Origin of the sequence: Corynebacterium pacaense (genome assembly GCF_900169525.1) — a bacterium.
GTDB classification, from domain to species: Bacteria; Actinomycetota; Actinomycetes; order Mycobacteriales; family Mycobacteriaceae; genus Corynebacterium; species Corynebacterium pacaense.
Genome location: NZ_LT821240.1, coordinates 509,977 through 528,145, shown reverse-complemented (window position 1 = coordinate 528,145; position 18,169 = coordinate 509,977). Strand labels below are relative to the sequence as shown.

17 protein-coding genes are annotated in these 18,169 nt (G+C 64.7%); 12 read left to right on the top strand and 5 right to left on the bottom strand.

Annotation, left to right across the window (positions count from 1 at the left end; all coding sequences use genetic code 11):
- Positions 1 to 6 precede the first annotated feature (6 nt).
- On the top strand, positions 7 to 936 hold the full coding sequence (gene thrB / locus B7E02_RS09575; RefSeq protein ID WP_080795440.1) for a homoserine kinase: 930 nt from the start codon (positions 7 to 9) through the stop codon (positions 934 to 936).
- Between the two features lie 46 nt (positions 937 to 982).
- Here the strand turns inward: thrB and B7E02_RS09570 are convergent, their stop codons facing one another.
- The 5 genes from B7E02_RS09570 to B7E02_RS09550 form a co-directional block, all read right to left on the bottom strand.
- A complete protein-coding gene (locus tag B7E02_RS09570; RefSeq protein WP_080795437.1) occupies positions 983 to 1,699 on the bottom strand; it encodes a helix-turn-helix transcriptional regulator in 717 nt (238 codons plus the stop codon).
- A gap of 75 nt (positions 1,700 to 1,774) precedes the next feature.
- Positions 1,775 to 2,356, bottom strand: a complete 582-nt coding sequence (gene mobA / locus B7E02_RS09565; RefSeq protein WP_080795434.1) for a molybdenum cofactor guanylyltransferase — start codon at positions 2,354 to 2,356, stop codon at positions 1,775 to 1,777.
- 18 nt (positions 2,357 to 2,374) lie between these two features.
- Positions 2,375 to 3,583: a molybdopterin molybdotransferase MoeA gene (locus tag B7E02_RS09560; RefSeq protein ID WP_080795431.1), complete on the bottom strand. Its 1,209-nt coding sequence runs from the start codon at positions 3,581 to 3,583 to the stop codon at positions 2,375 to 2,377.
- Positions 3,584 to 3,588: 5 nt separating this feature from the next.
- The gene (moaA, locus tag B7E02_RS09555) at positions 3,589 to 4,680 is read right to left on the bottom strand and encodes a GTP 3',8-cyclase MoaA (RefSeq protein WP_080795428.1); all 1,092 of its coding nucleotides are present in this window, start codon (positions 4,678 to 4,680) and stop codon (positions 3,589 to 3,591) included.
- A gap of 38 nt (positions 4,681 to 4,718) precedes the next feature.
- Positions 4,719 to 6,434, bottom strand: a complete 1,716-nt coding sequence (locus tag B7E02_RS09550) for a long-chain fatty-acid--CoA ligase (protein ID WP_080795425.1) — start codon at positions 6,432 to 6,434, stop codon at positions 4,719 to 4,721.
- Between the two features lie 544 nt (positions 6,435 to 6,978).
- Here B7E02_RS09550 and rho point away from each other — a divergent pair.
- From rho to atpA, 11 genes are all read left to right on the top strand, one after another.
- Positions 6,979 to 9,021 carry a transcription termination factor Rho gene (gene rho, locus B7E02_RS09545; protein WP_080795422.1) on the top strand — a complete coding sequence of 681 codons (2,043 nt, stop codon included), beginning with the start codon at positions 6,979 to 6,981 and terminating at the stop codon, positions 9,019 to 9,021.
- Entirely contained in the window at positions 9,021 to 10,097 is a 1,077-nt protein-coding gene (gene prfA / locus B7E02_RS09540; protein ID WP_080795421.1) for a peptide chain release factor 1, read from the top strand. Before rho ends, prfA begins: the two co-directional genes overlap by 1 nt.
- Position 10,098: 1 nt before the next feature.
- Entirely contained in the window at positions 10,099 to 10,923 is an 825-nt protein-coding gene (gene prmC, locus B7E02_RS09535) for a peptide chain release factor N(5)-glutamine methyltransferase (RefSeq protein WP_080795419.1), read from the top strand.
- A 41-nt stretch (positions 10,924 to 10,964) separates the two neighbouring features.
- Positions 10,965 to 11,615 (top strand): L-threonylcarbamoyladenylate synthase, encoded by a 651-nt coding sequence (locus B7E02_RS09530; RefSeq protein ID WP_080795416.1) that lies wholly within the window; start codon positions 10,965 to 10,967, stop codon positions 11,613 to 11,615.
- Positions 11,616 to 12,758, top strand: coding sequence for an MraY family glycosyltransferase (locus tag B7E02_RS09525; protein ID WP_080795413.1), 1,143 nt, complete (start codon positions 11,616 to 11,618; stop codon positions 12,756 to 12,758).
- A 51-nt stretch (positions 12,759 to 12,809) separates the two neighbouring features.
- Positions 12,810 to 13,286: a Cg1360 family ATP-synthase-associated protein gene (locus B7E02_RS09520; RefSeq protein ID WP_080795410.1), complete on the top strand. Its 477-nt coding sequence runs from the start codon at positions 12,810 to 12,812 to the stop codon at positions 13,284 to 13,286.
- Between the two features lie 530 nt (positions 13,287 to 13,816).
- Complete coding sequence (atpB, locus tag B7E02_RS09515; protein WP_080795408.1) at positions 13,817 to 14,629, top strand: F0F1 ATP synthase subunit A; 813 nt, start codon at positions 13,817 to 13,819, stop codon at positions 14,627 to 14,629.
- Between the two features lie 115 nt (positions 14,630 to 14,744).
- Positions 14,745 to 14,987: an ATP synthase F0 subunit C gene (locus tag B7E02_RS09510; RefSeq protein WP_080795405.1), complete on the top strand. Its 243-nt coding sequence runs from the start codon at positions 14,745 to 14,747 to the stop codon at positions 14,985 to 14,987.
- Between the two features lie 29 nt (positions 14,988 to 15,016).
- Positions 15,017 to 15,589: a F0F1 ATP synthase subunit B gene (locus B7E02_RS09505; protein WP_080795404.1), complete on the top strand. Its 573-nt coding sequence runs from the start codon at positions 15,017 to 15,019 to the stop codon at positions 15,587 to 15,589.
- Positions 15,590 to 15,594: 5 nt separating this feature from the next.
- A complete protein-coding gene (locus B7E02_RS09500; RefSeq protein WP_080795400.1) occupies positions 15,595 to 16,413 on the top strand; it encodes a F0F1 ATP synthase subunit delta in 819 nt (272 codons plus the stop codon).
- A gap of 59 nt (positions 16,414 to 16,472) precedes the next feature.
- Positions 16,473 to 18,116, top strand: a complete 1,644-nt coding sequence (gene atpA / locus B7E02_RS09495; RefSeq protein ID WP_080795397.1) for a F0F1 ATP synthase subunit alpha — start codon at positions 16,473 to 16,475, stop codon at positions 18,114 to 18,116.
- Positions 18,117 to 18,169 lie beyond the last annotated feature (53 nt).

The window sequence follows — 18,169 nt, the reverse complement described above, 5'->3', positions numbered from 1 at the left end:
CTCACAATGCCCATTGAACTGAATGTGGGCCGCAAGGTGACCGTGACCGTGCCCGGATCCTCGGCGAACCTCGGCCCCGGTTTCGACACCCTCGGTCTTGCGCTGTCGGTCTATGACACCGTCGAGGTGGAGATCGTCCCCGCCGGATTGGAGGTGGAGGTCTTCGGTGAGGGTCAGGGTGAGGTACCGCTGGACGGCTCGCATCTGGTGGTCAAGGCGATCCGCTCCGCGCTCAAGGCCGCCGACGCCGAGGTTCCCGGTCTCCGGCTCGTCTGCCACAACAACATTCCCCAGTCCCGCGGACTGGGATCCTCCGCGGCGGCGGCCGTGGCGGGGGTGGCGGCGGCAAACGGCCTGGCCGGTTTCCCGCTGACCGTCGACCAGGTGGTCCAGCTGGCCTCGGCCTTCGAGGGACACCCGGACAACGCCTCGGCCTCGGTACTCGGCGGTGCCGTGGTCTCGTGGACCGACGTCCCCGTCGATGGCAAGAGCCAGACCATCTACCGTGCCGTCCCGCTCACCGTGCACGCGGATATCCGGGCCACCGCCTTCGTACCGGATTTCCACGCCTCCACGGAGGCGGTGCGGCGGGTTCTTCCCTCCGATGTCACCCATGTGGACGCCCGCTTCAATGTCTCCCGCTGCGCGGTGATGACCGTCGCCCTGCAGAGCCGTCCGGATCTGCTGTGGGAGGGGACCAGGGACCGCCTCCACCAGCCCTATCGTGCCGATGTGCTCCCGGTGACCGCGGAATGGGTCAACCGCCTGCGCAATCGGGGATACGCCGCCTACCTCTCCGGTGCCGGACCCACGGTGATGGTGCTGTCCACGGAGCCGGTGTCGGGCAAGATCCTCGAGGACGCCAGGGAATCCGGTTTGCGCGTGCTTGAACTCAAGGTCGCGGGACCGGTGCGCGTCGAGGTCAGCCAGACCTAGTCCGTGGCCTAAGCGCCTGGGCACATGAATCCGGGCCGGTGGCGGATCACCGCTGGTCCGCATCACCTGTCTGACGGAGCTCCACGGTGCAGCCACCGGGGACGCTGAGTGGATTGAGTTCGATATCCATGCCTTCCCGGTCGCCGAGCAGTTTCTTGATGAAACCCTCATGGATGGTGCAGACGAACCTGGACGGCGGTTGTCCCCCCTTGACGAAGGGGCAGCTGTTGAGCACGATCGACTGGCACCGGGCGTCCCGTTGTGTAAGCGAGGGATCGAAACCCATCTGCCGGAGGCGGTGGAGCAACGGCCCGAGTGCATCCTCGATGCCGGGGTAGGTGAGGTCGCCGGCATCCAGACCGGCCGCCCACTGCGCCCCGATGGCCGTCGCGTGCTCCCGCAGCTCCCGATCATCGATCCGGTCTGCGATCATCGTGGACATCAGTTCGATGAGTGAGATGTACTCGTGCACCATCGCACGGTTGTCCGGTACCCGGCTGCTGAACACCAGGCTCGGGCGGCCCCGCCCCTGGGTGGGGGCGGTGACAACGCGCACCGCGTGCTTCTCGTGGAGCTCATCCAGGTGGCCACGGGCGGTGTTGACATGCATGTCCAGGGCCCCGGCGACATCGGCCGCGCGGGCTCCCCGGGGGAAGCTCCTGAGGCAGTTGAGCACCTCACGCTGTTTCGCACTGAGTGCGTGGAATTCGGTGAAGAACTCGGCCACCGCCGGTGGTGCGGTGTTGTCCCTGTTGTCTTTCACAGCGGATGACCTTCATTGGGCGTTGCGGATGGGAGCTTAAAGTACGGGAGCCTAGCACATCCCGCCGCCGATTCCTCAGGGTGTGCCATCCTCCGGGAAAAGGGCGAGGTCCCCGACGGTGTCATAGTCGCGCTCCGCACCGGTTCCGGCGAGCTCCACCACCCGTCCCGCAGCCTTGATCAGCGTCATCACCGACTGGTTGTCCGTGTCTCCCATGGCGGTGATGCAGCACCACAGTGATCGTGTCGTCCATACCGCGCACAGCGGTTGCACCCGACCGTCACCTGAACGTATGACGGCGGCGTCGGCCCGGCCCCCGAGCAGGGCGCGGTGAAGATCCGGGAGCAGGGAGGGGGAGAGGGGCGCGTCCACGGCCAGCACGGCGGTCGCCGCGGCGGGCTGATGGCGAAGCGCCCCGAGACCGGCGAGAATCGCCGGCACGGGCCCGGAGAATGGGCGATCCTCCTTGACCACGGGGACTCCGACATCTGCGGTGGTGATCCTGCTCGAGACAACCACCACCCTGTTCACACCGCCGATCTCACCGAGCCCGCTGAGGAGATGGTCTATCAGGCGCCGTCCACCCACCCGGAGGAGGGCCTTGTCCCTGCCACCCATGCGACGGCCGCGACCCCCGGCCAGGACGATGACATCCATGCACGGCTCCCGCACCCGCTACACCGCCTGGAGAACGATCACGTCGATGCCCTCACCCGCCGCGACGGGGGAGCGCACCACGGCGATCCCGGTGCACCCGGCGAGGGCCCCGACCATGTGGGAACGGTGGGCGCGGGAATGCGCGGTTCCGCTCGCCCAGTCGATGGTCACGGGATGGAGCGTCACGGAACTCCCCGCGTGGGCGATGTCGCGGTCCGATTTCAGCCTCAGATGCGCACGCTGGGTCACCGACACCTGGGCCGGTGCGCCGGCGAGACGCCGGATGACGGGGATGCCGAAAAGATGCAGGCTCACCCAGGTGGCAAGGGGATTGCCGGGCAGGCAGACCACCGGTGTTGTTCTCCATGCTCCGTGTCCCTGGGGCCCGCCCGGGCGCATCGCCACCCTGGTGAAGGTTAGCGATGAGGTGCGCAGGCCCACCGCCTTGACCACATCGAAGGCACCGGCTGATATTCCGCCGACTGTGACTATGAGATCGGATTCGGCATGGGCGCGGTCGAGCGCCCGGATCAGGTGCTCCTCCTCATCGGGTACGTGGATGTGGCGCGCCTTCAGCAGCAGGCAGCGCAGGGCCTCAACGACCATGGGGCCATTGGAGTTGGGGATGGACCATGTGCCGCCGCCACCGACCTCGTCGCCCGTGGTCACCACCGTGACCACGGGGCAGGGGTGGGCGTCGATACGCACGGCCCCCGCCGAGATCAGGGCGGCCACGGTTCCCGCGTCCAGCGGGGTCCCGGCACGCACCGCCACCTGACCTGCGTCCAGGTGCTCACCGGCGCGGCGGATGTTGCTTTTCGACGCCCGCAGCCCGCACACCGTCACCGCCGGCGGGAGGCTGAGATCGGCGGGGGAGTCGGTGTCCTCCACGGGGACGACGATGAGATCCGCACCCCGTGGCACCGGCGCGCCCGTCATCACCCGCAGGGCGTGTCCGGGTGGGAGCGCACCGGGGGCGGAACCCGCGGGGACGTCACCGGAGACCGGCAGCGTCCAGGGCCCGGTTCCCGCCACATCGGTGCGGGCGATCAGGTAGCCGTCGACCGCGGAGTTGTCGAAGGGGGGTACCGCCCGTTGTGCGATGGCATCGCTGCTGAGGGTGCTGAGGGGATCGGCGCGCAGATCGGTCACGGCCCGCGGCGGGAGGGGGGAGATCCCGGACAGGAGGAGGTCGAGATAGTGATCCATCGACACAGGCCCGTTCATCCGCTTCACCCCCCGATCGCGGACATGGGCCGATCGGGCTGGAGGAAACCCGGGTCGTCGATGCCGTGCCCGGGCTTCTTTTCCCACATCGCCGACGCCCAGGCACGGGCGAGCTCATCATCGTCCGCCCCCGAGCGCATCAGGTTCCGCAGCGGCGTCTCGGCCCTGGAGAAGAGGCAGTTGCGGATGGTGCCGTCGCTGGTGAGGCGGCTGCGATCGCAGTCGCCGCAGAAGGGGCGGGTTACTGAGGCTATCACGCCGAGCTGACCGCGCACGCCGGTGGCCGTGTCCCTGACATTCCACAGGGCCGCGGGGGCGGCACCCCGGGGATCGCCGACCTCGAACATCTCGAAGCGGGTCCGCAGCCTGGCGAGAATGTCGCGCGCGGTGACCATGTCCCCGCGCCGCCACTGGTCGCGGGGCCCCAGGGGCATCTGCTCGATGAACCGCAGCTGCGCACCACGGTTGACGCAGTAGGACGCCAGGGGGACGATGTCGACCTCGTTGACTCCCGGCATGACCACGGCGTTGATCTTCACCGGGTCCATACCGGCCCGCAGACAGGCATCGATGCTGCGCAGGACACCGGAGAGCCTGTCGCGTCTGGTCATCGCCGTGTACCGGCGGGCGTCGATGGTGTCCAGGGAGATGTTGACGCGGTGCAGGCCCGCGGCCCGCAGCCCCTCGATGCGGTGATGAAGGCCGATGCCGTTGGTGGTCAGGGCGATCCGCACCGGCGCACCCTCATCGGTGACAAGAGACGACGTCGCAGCGATGATCCCCTCGAGGTTCTTGCGCAGCAGCGGTTCACCCCCGGTGAAGCGGATCTGCCTGATGCCCAGCCGTGACACCGCGAGGGTGATCAGGCGTTGGATCTCGGCGTCATTGAGCATGTCCGCTGAAGGCATCCACTCCAGGCCCTCGGCCGGCATGCAGTAGCTGCACCGCAGGTTGCAACGGTCCGTCAGGGAGACCCGCAGATCGCGCGCCACCCGACCGAAGCGGTCGACGAGCGTGCGGGAGCCGTCCACCCGCGGCGCGGGGAGATCGGCGGCGGGGGCGCTCGGCGGGGGCTGAAGCTTGAGAGGGATGCTCATGTCCCCACGATCCTACGGATTCGCGGCGCCGTTTTGGGCTATTTCTCTCCCGGACCCTTCAATTTGATCACCTCGAAATCACCATCCGCCAGGTGCAGGCGCAGATCCTTCTTATCGAACTTACCCACCGAGGTCTTGTCGATCTCATCGACGAAGGTCCAGTACTCCGGCAGCATCCAGTTGGGCAGACTAGATCTCAACTGATCCCGCAGATGCTCCGCGGTTTCCCTGGAGGGTTCCACCCCCGCGCTGAGAAGGGTCACCGCGAGCGGCCGCTCCACCCACTTGTCATCGGGGAAACCGATGACCGCGCACTCGACGACCTCGTCGGTGGCCATGATCAGGTTCTCCAGCTGTGCGGAGTAGATCCATTCACCGCCCGAGCGGATCACGTCACGGGCGCGGTCCTGGATGGTCAGGAATCCATCGCTGGACACGGAGCCGACATCGCCGGTGCGGAGCCAGCCGTCGGCGCTGAACTGCCCCGGCGCGTCATCGACATCCTCCCCGTGGAAGGAATGCGCGAGTCCGCCCTGCTCCTCCTGCGGGGAGTGGAAGTAGCTTCCGGTCACCCAGGGGCCACGAACCTGGATCTCGCCCTCGTTGCGGTCGGTGGAGGCCATCACCTCGCCGTCGTTGACCACCCGGTACTCGATCGAGGCGGGGAAGCGGCCCTGGCTGACGCGGTAGTTCCACCTTGTCTCACCGGAGACGCCGGAGGGCGGGCGCGACACCGTACCCACCGTGGACGTCTCCGTCATGCCCCAGACGTGAATGACATCGACGCCGTAGCGCTGCTCCCACAGAGTGATCACCACCGGCGGTACCGCGGAACCCCCAACGTAGAGCTCACGTAGGGACATGCGCTCCGGTGGATGCTTGAGATAGTGGACCATCAGCTGGATCCACAGGGTGGGCACGCCGTGGGCGACGCGCGGCAGGGTCGTGGCGATAATGGTGGCCAGGGTCGGCGCGGAGAGATCGGATCCGGGCATTACCAGCGGTGTTCCCGACATGAACGCGGCGATGGGGACGCCCCAGCTGAGAACGTGGTAGATGGGTACGCAGCACAGGAAGGTCTCACCGTGGGTCACCGCGAGTGAATCGGTGGTGCGCAGACTCAGGGATTGAAGGTAGAGGGAACGGTGGGAGTACACCACGCCCTTCGGCGCTCCGGTCGTGCCGGTGGAGTAGCAGATCGCAGCCGCTGTCCGTTCATCCTGCACCGGCCAGTCATAGGTCGAGGAGCGGCCGTCGAGCAGTGACTCATAGGAATAGGTCTCGATCCGCTCCGGCAGATGGGCGGCGGCCTCGGAATGGTCCGAGGGCCCGATGAACACCACCGCACGCACACCGGGACAATCGGGCAGGATGGCACCGAGCTGCGGAGCCAGCCGTGGATCCGCGATGATCACCTCATCTTCGGCGTGGTTGATGATGAAGGAGATCTGATCGTTCATCAGCTGCTTGTTGAGCGGGTTGAACACCGCGCCCATGCAGCTGACCGCGAAGAGGGTCTCCAGGTGTTCGGCACAGTTGAACATCATCGACGCCACCCGCTGATCACCGGTGATCCCCAGGGAATCGTGCAGCGCATGCGCGAGGGCCGCGACCCTGGCCCCGATCTCCCCGAAGGTCACCGATTCCTGCTGCCCCCGATCCCAGGTGGTGACGAGGGCGTCCGAGTGCACCGTGGAACCATAGGCGAGAATTCTGGTCAGGGAGAGCGGAACATCCTGCATCGTGCTGAGCATGGATACAACCCTAGATCATCGGGTGGACACAGGCGTTACCACCGGGGGGCCCGACGCGGGGTGCGCCTCCGGGCGCCCCACCTGCACCGGGGGCCGACACGGGCCCCGGCACAATCATTGAGGGATTGAGACACGGGAGCGGCGATGCGCTATTATTGCTAGGCAGGGCCGGGAGAGGAATCCCGGTGCACCCCACATTCCCCACAACCAACGCCGGATGCGCTCCGTAAAAGAGGGCCGGCGGGCCGGGGAGTACCAGCAACAGTGGCGCACTCGGATGTGTCGGCTTTCATGCCGCACTCGGTCTGGAATGAGCGCTCGACCGCCACATAGCAATGGTGGCCAGGGTGTCTTTCTTCCTTGTCAGACACGCAGCCTTCACGCTGTGTGCGTATCTCGGCCGCAACTAGGGCGGAGGTCGTACCCAGCCGGTCTGCCAGGCACAACACCTCAATTACACAGAAGAAGCTTCCAGTTAATTCTTGCCCCATCTTTTGCAATGCGGGAACCATCATCGTGACTGGAAAGCAATGAAAGGATATCTGTGACCGACACAGACAACACCGCAGGCAATCAGGGTGAACTGAACACCCTTCGCCTGCCGGAACTGCGCAGGATCGCGGCGGACCTCGGACTCAAGGGAACCTCCGCACTGCGCAAGGGCGACCTGATCAGCGCCATTTCCACCGCCAGGGCGGGCGGAACCCCACCCGCGGCGAACGACCCGGCACCCCGACGGGGTCGCCGCCGTGCGGGCACCACATCGGCAGAAGCAGCGCCCCGCGAGCAGGAGAGCGGATCCGATAACGCCTCCTCCAACGAGCCCGCCACCAAGCTCGCCACCGAGGGCCCCGCGGCCGAGAAACCCGCCGCCGGCGACGACAGGGCGGAGCAGCCGAAGGAGCAGACCGACGCCGACAACCGGCACGAGTCACGCTCCGCAGCACGCCGCGCGCGTCGCAACAGGCAGCGCCAGGGCCAGCAGGATTCCACCTCGGAGCACCATGCCCAGCATGCACCGGAGGAGACCCGGACCGGTCACCACCCCGATGCGCAGCAGCCGGAGCAGGAACCGCGCAGGGACAACCAGCGCAACCAGTCCGGTGAGGCCGACTCCGAGACCGGCGGCGACAACAACCGCCGCAACAACCAGCGCAACCAGTCCGGTGAGGCCGACTCCGAGACCGGCGGCGACAACAACCGCCGCAACAACCAGCGCAACCAGTCCGGTGAGGCCGACTCCGAGACCGGCGGCGATAATAACCGCCGCAACAACCAGCGCAACCATGGTGAACAGGGTGAAGATCGCAGAGGACGGCGCGGTCGCAGGAACCGTCGGGGCAGGGATCGCGATGCACACCGCGACAACGCCCGCAACGACAATGACACCCAGGAGACCACCCAGCACGATGAGCCGCTGCAGGACATAGCCGGCATCCTCGACATCGTCGATTCCAATGTCGCCTTCGTCCGGACCACCGGATACCACGCGGCACCCTCTGATGTGTTCGTCAGCAACCAGCTGATTCGTCGGATGGGCCTGCGCAGTGGCGACGCCGTGACCGGACAGGTTCGGATGAACCACGGTGGTGGCAACAGCTATGGTGGCCGCAACCGTCAGAAGTACAACAACCTCACCCGGGTGGAGACGATCAATGGACTTCCCGCGGAGGAGGCGCGCAACCGCCCCGAGTTCGGCAGGCTGACCCCGCTGTACCCGAACCAGCGCCTGCGCCTGGAGACCGAGCAGCGGATCCTGACCACCCGCGTCATCGATCTGATCATGCCGATCGGAAAGGGACAGCGCGCACTGATCGTCTCCCCGCCCAAGGCCGGAAAGACCACGATCCTGCAGAATATCGCCAATGCGATCTCCACCAACAACCCCGAGTGCTACCTGATGGTCGTGCTTGTCGACGAGCGCCCCGAAGAGGTCACCGACATGCAGCGCTCGGTCAACGGCGAGGTTATCTCCTCGACCTTTGACCGGCCGCCGTCAGAGCACACCGCCGTGGCCGAACTGGCGATCGAGCGCGCCAAGCGTCTCGTCGAACAGGGGCAGGACGTGGTCGTGCTGCTGGATTCGATCACCCGCCTTGGTCGTGCCTACAACAACAGCTCACCGGCGTCCGGACGCATCCTGTCCGGTGGTGTCGATTCCAACGCCCTGTACCCGCCGAAGCGTTTCCTCGGTGCCGCCCGCAACATTGAAAACGGTGGCTCCCTGACCATCATCGCCACCGCGATGGTGGAAACGGGCTCCGCGGGCGACACGGTGATCTTCGAGGAGTTCAAGGGCACCGGCAACGCGGAACTCAAGCTGGACCGCAAGATCTCCGAGAGGCGGGTGTTCCCCGCTGTGGACGTCAACCCCTCGGGAACGCGCAAGGACGAGCTGCTTCTCAACCCCGACGAGGCACGCGTCATGCACAAGCTGCGTCGTATCCTCTCCGCGCTGGACAACCAGCAGGCCATTGACCTGTTGATCAAGCAGCTGAAGAAGACCAAGTCCAATGCCGAGTTCCTCATGCAGGTCGCCTCGAGCGCACCGATGGCCGGAACCGAGAATGAGGAGGAATACTCCTGATGGCAGGACAGGTATCCGCTGTCGATGACATCCTGGCCGAGTACCACGGCCTGGAGGAGCAGATGGCCGATCCATCGCTGCACGATGATCCCGTGGCGGCGCGTCGGGTGGGCAAACGCTACTCCGAGCTGCAGCCGATCATCAATGTCCACACCGAGCTGACCCGGGTCCGTGAGGATCTGGAGGCGGCCCGGGAGATGGCGCATGAGGACCATGAGTTCGTCGACGAGGCCGAACGTCTGGCCGCGGAGGAGGTCGAGCTGGAGGAGAAGCTTGCAGATCTGCTCGCCCCGCGCGACCCCCACGACAGCGAGGACATCGTCATGGAGATCAAGGCGGGAGCCGGTGGTGAGGAGGCGGCTCTGTTCGCCGGTGATCTGCTGCGCATGTACCAGAAGTTCGCCGACAAGCACGGTTTCGTCATCGAGGTTCTCGATTCCGCGGAATCCGACCTCGGCGGTGTCAAGGACATAACCTTGTCCATCCGTTCGCGTCATCCCTCCCGCGACGGTGCGTGGAGCCAGTTCAAGTTCGAGGGTGGGGTCCACCGTGTCCAGCGGGTGCCCGTGACCGAATCACAGGGCCGGATCCAGACCTCGGCCGCCGGTGTCCTCGTCTATCCCGAACCCGAGGAGGTGGAGGACGTGGAGATCGATGAGAAGGAGATCCGCGTCGATGTCTACCGTTCATCGGGCAAGGGCGGTCAGGGCGTCAACACCACCGACTCGGCGGTGCGGATCACCCACCTTCCCACGGGCATCGTGGTGACCTGCCAGAAGGAGCGTTCGCAGATCCAGAACCGTGCGCGCGCAATGCAGGTCCTCGCGGCCCGGCTGCAGGCGCTCCGCGAGGAGGAGGCGGACGCCGAGGCCGCCCAGGGGCGCGCCGCGCAGATCCGCACCATGGATCGTTCCGAGCGGATCCGCACCTACAACTGGCCGGAGAACCGCATCAGCGACCACCGGATCGGGTTCAAGGCGAACAACCTGGATTCCGTTCTCGACGGTGAACTCGATGATCTGTTCACCGCCCTGCGCGCGGCCGAGCGTGCGGAGCGCCTCGAGGCCGATTCCTAGGGTGCGCACCCTCGGGGAGGCTCTCAGGACCGCCGCCGCCAGGCTCGAGGCTGCCGGGGTGGCGTCGCCGGCGAACGATGCCCGGCTGATCGCCGCCCACCTTTTGGGCTGCGCCCCGCTCAATGTGGCGCTGCACACCCGGGAGGCGGTGCCGGAGGGCTTCGACCTGCTCGTCGACAAGCGCTGTTCGCGGGTCCCGCTGCAGCATCTGCTGGGAACCGCGCCGATGGGCGCGCTCGATCTCCGGGTCGGGCCCGGGGTGTTCATCCCGCGTCCCGAAACGGAGGTGCTGGCCGAGTGGGCCGTCCGCCAGCGCCCCGCAACCGTGGTGGACCTGTGCACCGGCTCCGGTGCCATCGCGGCCTACATCGCACATGAGCTTGTCGACGCCTCCGTCACCGCGGTGGAGCTGGATCCCGGGGCCGCCCGCTGGGCGGCGCGCAACCTCGAGGAGCTGGCACCGGGGGTGAACCTGGTCATCGGTGACGCCACCGATCCGGGGCTGCTCCCCGAGCTGCACGGTGGCGTCGATCTCGTGGTCTCCAATCCTCCCTATGTGCCGGAGACCGGTGAGCTGGAACCGGAGGTCTACCGGGACCCGCACATGGCCGTCTTCAGCGGGGAGAGTGGGATGGATGTGATTGAGAAGATGGTCGATCTGATCCACGCCCTGCTGCGCAGCGGCGGGAGGACGGGCGTCGAACACGATGACTCCACCTCCGAGGCGGTCCAGCAGGTCTTTCTCGACCACGGTGGATTCGGTGAGGTCCGTGTCATGCGCGACCTGGCGGGCCGGGCGCGCTTTGTCACGGCGAGTAAGCTGTGATTTTGAACTTTTAGAAGCTAAGTGGACATAGGAGAATTGCAGTGAGCAGAATCTATGACTGTGCCGATCAGGAAACCCGTACCATCGGCATCGGTGCCGCAGTGGATGCGGTCAGGGCCGGTCAGCTCGTTGTCCTTCCGACTGATACGCTCTACGGACTCGGCTGTGACGCCTTCAACAACCAGGCCGTGGCCAACCTCCTTGCCGCCAAGCACCGGGGTCCCGACATGCCGGTTCCGGTGCTCGTGGGCAGCTGGGACACCATCCAGGGCCTGGTCCAGCACTACACCCCGCAGGCGCGGACGCTGGTCGAAGCCTTCTGGCCGGGCGGGCTCTCGATCGTGATCCCGCAGGCGCCCAGTCTGCCGTGGAACCTCGGTGACACGCGGGGGACGGTGATGCTGCGCATGCCCCTGCATCCGGTGGCCATCGAACTGCTCCGCCAGACCGGTCCGATGGCGGTGTCCTCGGCTAACATCTCGGGGCAGACCCCGCCGAGCACCGTGGTCCAGGCCCGTCAGCAGCTCAATGAAACCGTCTCCGTCTACCTTGACGGAGGGGAGTGCGCCATCGGCGAACCCTCATCCATCGTTGACATCTCCGGTGATGTACCGAAGCTGCTGCGTGAGGGGGCGATCAGCGCTGAGCGCATTGGTGAGGTGCTGGGGGTGACGGCGGAGAGCCTGCGCTAGATGGGCGCCGGGTTTGCGGGGATCCCGCTACGGGAACTGGGGCTGGTGCTCCTGGTCGCCGCCGCCATCACGTACCTGACAACCGGTATCATCCGCACGGCGCTGGTGCGCAGCGGCCGACTCAACGAGATCCGTGACCGCGATGTGCACACCCAGCCCAAACCGCGGCTCGGCGGGGTGGCCATGTTCAGCGGCTTTCTCGGTGCCGTGTTCGTTGCGGACCAGCTTCCGGCCCTGACCCGGGGGTTCATGCCCGTCACACCCGAGATGAACGCGGTGATCTGGGCAGGATTCGTGATCGTGGTCGTCGGCGCTCTCGATGATCTCTTCGATCTCGACGCGATGACCAAACTGGTCGGGCAGATTCTCGGTGCGGTGGTGATGAGCCTGTTGGGCCTTTCCTGGACCATGCTCTACATCCCCTTCGGCGGTGGGACGACTCTGATCATGGACCAGGTGCAGTCGACCGTCATCACGGCACTGTTCACCGTGGCTCTGATCAACGCGCTGAACTTCGTCGATGGACTCGACGGGCTGGCCGCCGGGGTGGGAATGATCGCCGGAAGCGCCATCCTGGTGTTTTCGCTGACGATCCTTTTCGATCAAAACGGTGCCGTCTCCGCTTATCCGCCGGCAATCATCGCCGCCGCACTGGTGGGAATCTGCGCGGGATTCCTGCCGCACAACTTCGAACCCTCGCGGATTTTCATGGGCGACAGCGGTTCCATGCTCATCGGATTGCTGCTGGCGGCGGCGTCGACCTCCGCTTCCGGGAAGATCAACATGAGCCTCTACGGAACGGTCGACCTGGTGGCGCTGATGTCCCCGGTCATCGTGGTTCTGGCGGCGGTCGCAATTCCGCTGCTCGACCTGGTCATGGCCGTGATCAGGAGGGTGCGCAAGGGCGAATCGCCCTTCGCCCCCGACAAGATGCACCTGCACCACCGGCTGCTTAGAATCGGGCACACCCACCGCCGCGTGGTGCTGGTGCTCTACATGTGGGTGACCGTGGTGGCCTTTGGCGCGGTCGGCTTCTCCGTGGTCCCGCCCCTTTTCGCGGCGGGCCTGGTGGTGGTGGGACTGGTGGGCGCCGCCGTGCTCACCGCGATCCCCGTACTCCGCGGGTCAAGGGCCAATTCTTGATTTCCACAGCTGTTATCTGATTGCCACGCAGTGGCGGTAGGATCGTCCGACGTGACGAAAGAACAAGCTGCCGCATCAGAACCTCCCGTCGACGGGTCCGAATTCGACGATCACCGGCGACCGCTGCTGCGGGCGGTGAAGTTCGGCTCGGTGGGCCTTGTCATCATCACCGTGATCTCGCTCGCCGTCTGGGGTGGGGTGCGGGATCTCCCGGGGATCTCTTTTGTGCGGGATCTCCCGGGGATCTGGGGGGTGCTGATCGGGGCCGCCATCGGTGGCGGTTTCGTCCTGCTCACGGCACTGAGCGTCCTGCTGACCTCGAATACGACGGTGTCCACGACGGGGGCCGTGGTCCTGGGCAGCTGGCTGTTGAAGATCGTCGTCCTGCTCGTTGTTCTCTTCCTGATCCAGGACATGGAGTTCTACGACCGCACCGCGCTGTTTGTCACGGTAGTCCTTGCCCTCGTGGTCGTCCTGGGTACCGAGGTGTGGGGGGTTATCACCTCCCGCGTCACCTACGTCGGCTGAGCACCGGCGCCTTCCCGGCACGAATGGGGGAAAGGCCACAGATCCGGATGTCCGTTTTTCCGATTTCCCCCTCCCGACGGGGAATGACAACATTTCGGCAACATTTCAGCCGTGACCAGCGGAAACCTGTGCATTCCCGGTGGGTCGTCCCGGGCATGGGTGGAAAATCTCTACCCCCGAATGTTCGTTAAAATCGCCCTGTGACACACCTAACAGAAGCGTAAAACGCCTGTTCATTCACGGTTTCCCGAGGCCCGGGGAACAAGAAATTCGCCTGCCCCCGCCCCGCGTGGATAAAAGCTGAAATCACCTGTTAGTCTATAACGCGGGTTGAGCCGTGGAGCTTGGAAGCAGCAGACTGAGCACGTCGAAAAGCATTCACGGTGCACGTCCCCTGTGATCGTTGCGCTGATGTGCGACGGAGTCCGTTACGATCGCAGAGAGTTTTTCAGACGTCCATCGCACCGTGCACAAAACACGCGTGCACGGCCCGAACACGGGAGAGAACGCTGAGCGTTACAACACTGTCCATGAAGGGTGAATTCCACGCCCCGAATTTGGACGCCGAATTTTTCCCGGGGCACGTGACCGAAGATGGCAAGGTAGTGGACCTGTTGTTCGCTGACTTTGCCAACGGTTGGTTCGCACTTGACCGCCTGATGCTGATCCGTCTTCTCGTGACGGCGATCGTGGTGGTCTTCTTCCTTTGGGCCATGCGTAAGCCGAAGCTGATTCCGCATGGCGTTCAGAACATCGCGGAGTACGCGCTCGATTTCGTTCGTATCCACATTGCAGAGGACATTCTGGGTAAGAAGGAGGGCCGCCGTTTCCTTCCGATCCTGGCGACCATTTTCTTCGCCACCCTGATGATGAACTTGACCACGATCATTCCTGGTCTCAACATCTCGCCCAACGCCCGCATCGGTATGCCGATCATCATGGCAGTCGCCGGTTACATCGCTTTCATCTATGCGGGTGCCAAGCGCTATGGATTCTTCAAGTACATCAAGTCCTCGATCGTGGTTCCGAATATTCCACCTGCACTCCACGTGCTCGTGATTCCGATCGAGTGTTTCTCCACCTTCATCCTGCGGCCGGTTACCCTGGCACTGCGTTTGATGGCCAACTTCCTTGCCGGACACCTCATTCTGGTTCTGCTGTACTCTGCCACGAACTTCTTCTTCTGGCAGTTCAACGGCTGGACCGCCCTGTCCGGTGTGACCATTCTCGCAGCCGTCGCGTTCACAGTGTACGAGTGCATCGTCATCTTCCTGCAGGCGTATATCTTCGCCCTGCTGGTTGCGGTGTACATCGAACTATCGCTGCATGCGGACTCGCACTGATGAGGATCAAAGGCTTCCCGGTCACCGGGTAGGCGCGGACCACACGGTCAACTGAATAACCCCATTTAATACCTCTTAGCCCGACAACCGGGCACCAGAAAGGGAACGACACCTCATGAACGACATCATCCTGGCTCAGGCAGACAACGCAGAAGCAGCCCTGAACTTCGGAGCCCTCGGTTACGGCATCGCCACCATCGGACCGGGCCTCGGCATCGGTATCCTCGTCGGAAAGGCTCTCGAGGGCATGGCACGTCAGCCCGAGATGGCCGGCCAGCTTCGTACCACCATGTTCCTGGGCATCGCCTTCGTTGAGGCTCTCGCCCTGATCGGCCTCGTTGCCGGCTTCCTGTTCTAATCAGCTGACCAACCGAAAGCTGGTACACCATGGCGAACCCCATTTACTACCTTGCGCATGCGAATGCCGACGTCCTCCCCCTGGAGAGCGGCAACTCCATTCTGCTGCCCAAGTACTATGACATCGTCTGGTCCCTCATTCCGTTTCTGATCATCCTGATCGTCTTCTGGAAGTTTGTCCTTCCGAAGTTCCAGGAGGTCCTGACCGAGCGTGAGGACCGGATCAAGGGCGGCATCCAGCGAGCAGAGGCCGCACAGGCCGAGGCCAAGGCTGCCCTTGAGAAGTACAACGCACAGCTCGCCGAGGCCCGCACCGAGGCCGCTGAGATCCGCGAACAGGCCCGCGAACGCGGCAAGGCGATCGAAGCGGAACTGAAGGACAAGGCCAACGAGGAGAGCGACCGCATCATCGAGTCCGGCACGAAGCAGCTTCTTGCCCAGCGCGAGCAGATCGTCAACGACCTGCGTCGCGAAATGGGACAGAACTCGATCAACCTGGCTGAGCACCTGCTCGGAGACCAGCTCTCCGAGGACGTCAAGCGCTCCGGCACGATCGACCGCTTCCTGGCTGACCTCGATACTGTGGCACCGAACGGAAAGTGAGCGACATGCACGCAGCGAGCCGCGAGGCATTGGCAAAGGTAGCGTCCGATCTGGACGCGGCTCTTAACGGAGCAGACAACGCCGTAGCTGTTGCCGCCCAGGCTGGAACCGAACTCTTCGACGTCGTCGAGGTTCTCGACGACAACCGCGGTCTGCGTGTCGCAGTGGCTGATTCCTCTAGGGAGGCGCAGCAGCGCATCGGTCTCATCGGGGCCGTGTTCGCCGGAAAGGTGAGCCCATCGGTTCTCGAGCTCCTCAAGGACGCCGCGGAGCAGACCTGGTCCACCCCGCGTGAATTCCGCACCGGTCTCGTCGAACTCGGACGTCGCGCCCTCCTCCGCTCCGCGGAGAAGCAGGGGCAGCTCGGCCAGGTTGAGGACGAGCTGTTCCGGCTCAGTCGAATCCTGGATCACGAGGGCGAGCTGACCCAGCTGCTCTCAGATCGCAACTCCGATTCGGCACGACGCCGCGATCTGCTGGCCAAGGTGCTCTACGGCAAGGTGACGGCTGTCACCGAGGCCCTGGCGCTCCAGGTCATCGGTCGCCCCGAGCGCAATCCGATTGATGATGTATCGGCCCTGGCCGACGCCGCAGCCGCGCTGCAGGGTCGTTCCGTTGCCCACGTCGTCTCCGCGACTGCACTCAACGAGGGACAGCAGCAGGCGCTGGCTGAGAAGCTGGGACGAATTTATGGTCGTGCGATGAGCATCCACTCCGAGGTTGATACCAGCCTCCTCGGTGGCATGGTTATCCGCGTCGGAGATGAAGTAATCGACGGAAGCACCTCGGGTAAGCTCGAGCGCCTCCGCGAGAGCTTCGTTTGAGACACGACGACTCTTTGACAAATGTAATGCTGGAAGAAACAACCGAGAGCAGGAAGAACATGGCGGAGCTGACGATCTCCTCCGATGAGATCCGTAGCGCGATAGCGAACTACACCTCGAGCTACTCCGCGGAGGCCTCCCGTGAGGAGGTCGGCGTGGTCATTTCGGCAGCTGACGGTATCGCCCAGGTTTCGGGCCTCCCGTCCGTAATGACGAATGAGCTCCTCGAATTCCCGGGCGGCGTCATCGGCGTCGCGCAGAACCTCGATACCGCCTCCGTCGGTGTCGTGGTCCTGGGTAACTACGAGCTACTGAAGGAAGGCGACCAGGTACGCCGTACGGGAGAGGTTCTGTCCATCCCCGTCGGCGAGGCATTCCTGGGTCGCGTCATCAACCCACTTGGCCAGCCGATCGACGGACTGGGCGTAATCGAGGCTGAAGAGGACCGCGTCCTTGAACTGCAGGCACCGGGTGTGCTTCAGCGTCAGCCCGTCGAGGAGCCCATGGCCACCGGCATCAAGGCCATCGATGCAATGACCCCGATCGGCCGTGGACAGCGCCAGCTGATCATCGGTGACCGCAAGACCGGCAAGACCGCGGTCTGCATCGACACCATCCTCAACCAGAAGGCGAACTGGGAGTCCGGCGACAAGACGAAGCAGGTCCGCTGCATCTACGTCGCCATCGGACAGAAGGGCTCCACCATTGCGGCCCTGCGCAAGACCCTCGAGGAGCAGGGCGCCCTGGAGTACACCACCATCGTGGCCGCTCCCGCCTCCGACGCTGCGGGCTTCAAGTGGCTCGCACCCTTCGCCGGTGCCGCTCTCGCCCAGCACTGGATGTACCAGGGCGATCACGTCCTGGTCATCTACGATGATCTGACCAAGCAGGCCGAGGCCTACCGTGCGATCTCCCTGCTGCTGCGCCGCCCGCCGGGCCGCGAGGCATACCCGGGCGACGTCTTCTACCTGCACTCCCGTCTGCTGGAGCGTGCGGCGAAGCTCAACGATGAGCTCGGCGGCGGTTCGATCACCGCACTGCCGATCATTGAGACCAAGGCCAACGACGTCTCCGCCTTCATCCCGACCAACGTCATCTCCATCACCGATGGTCAGGTCTTCCTGGAATCCGACCTGTTCAACCGAGGCGTGCGCCCGGCCATCAACGTCGGTATCTCGGTTTCCCGTGTCGGCGGTGCCGCACAGACCAAGGGCATGAAGAAGGTTGCCGGTTCACTCCGTCTGGACCTGGCCGCCTACCGTGACCTGGAGGCATTCGCCACCTTCGCCTCCGATCTGGACGCCGCCTCCAAGGCACAGCTTGAGCGCGGTCAGCGCCTCGTTCAGCTGCTGATCCAGGCTGAGAACGCACCTCAGTCCGTTGAGTACCAGATCGTCTCCCTCTTCCTCGCCGGCGAGGGCGCCTTCGACAACGTTCCCGTCGATGACGTCCGCCGCTTCGAGGCCGAGCTGCAGCAGTACCTGCGTTCCAACACGCCGCAGGTGTACCAGCAGATCGACGGTGGCGCTGCACTCTCCGACGAGTCCAAGGACGCGCTGCTCAAGGCGACCGAGGAGTTCAAGGGCACCTTCCAGACCACCGATGGCACCCCCGTGATCAATGAACCCGATGTCGACGCACTCGATGCGGGCCAGGTGCAGAAGAGCCAGCTCTCCGTTTCCCGCAAGGTCAGCAAGAAGTAAAGGCAGAGAGCCTCAAACACATGACTGTCCAAGCAACTGAAGGGAGGCGTTTG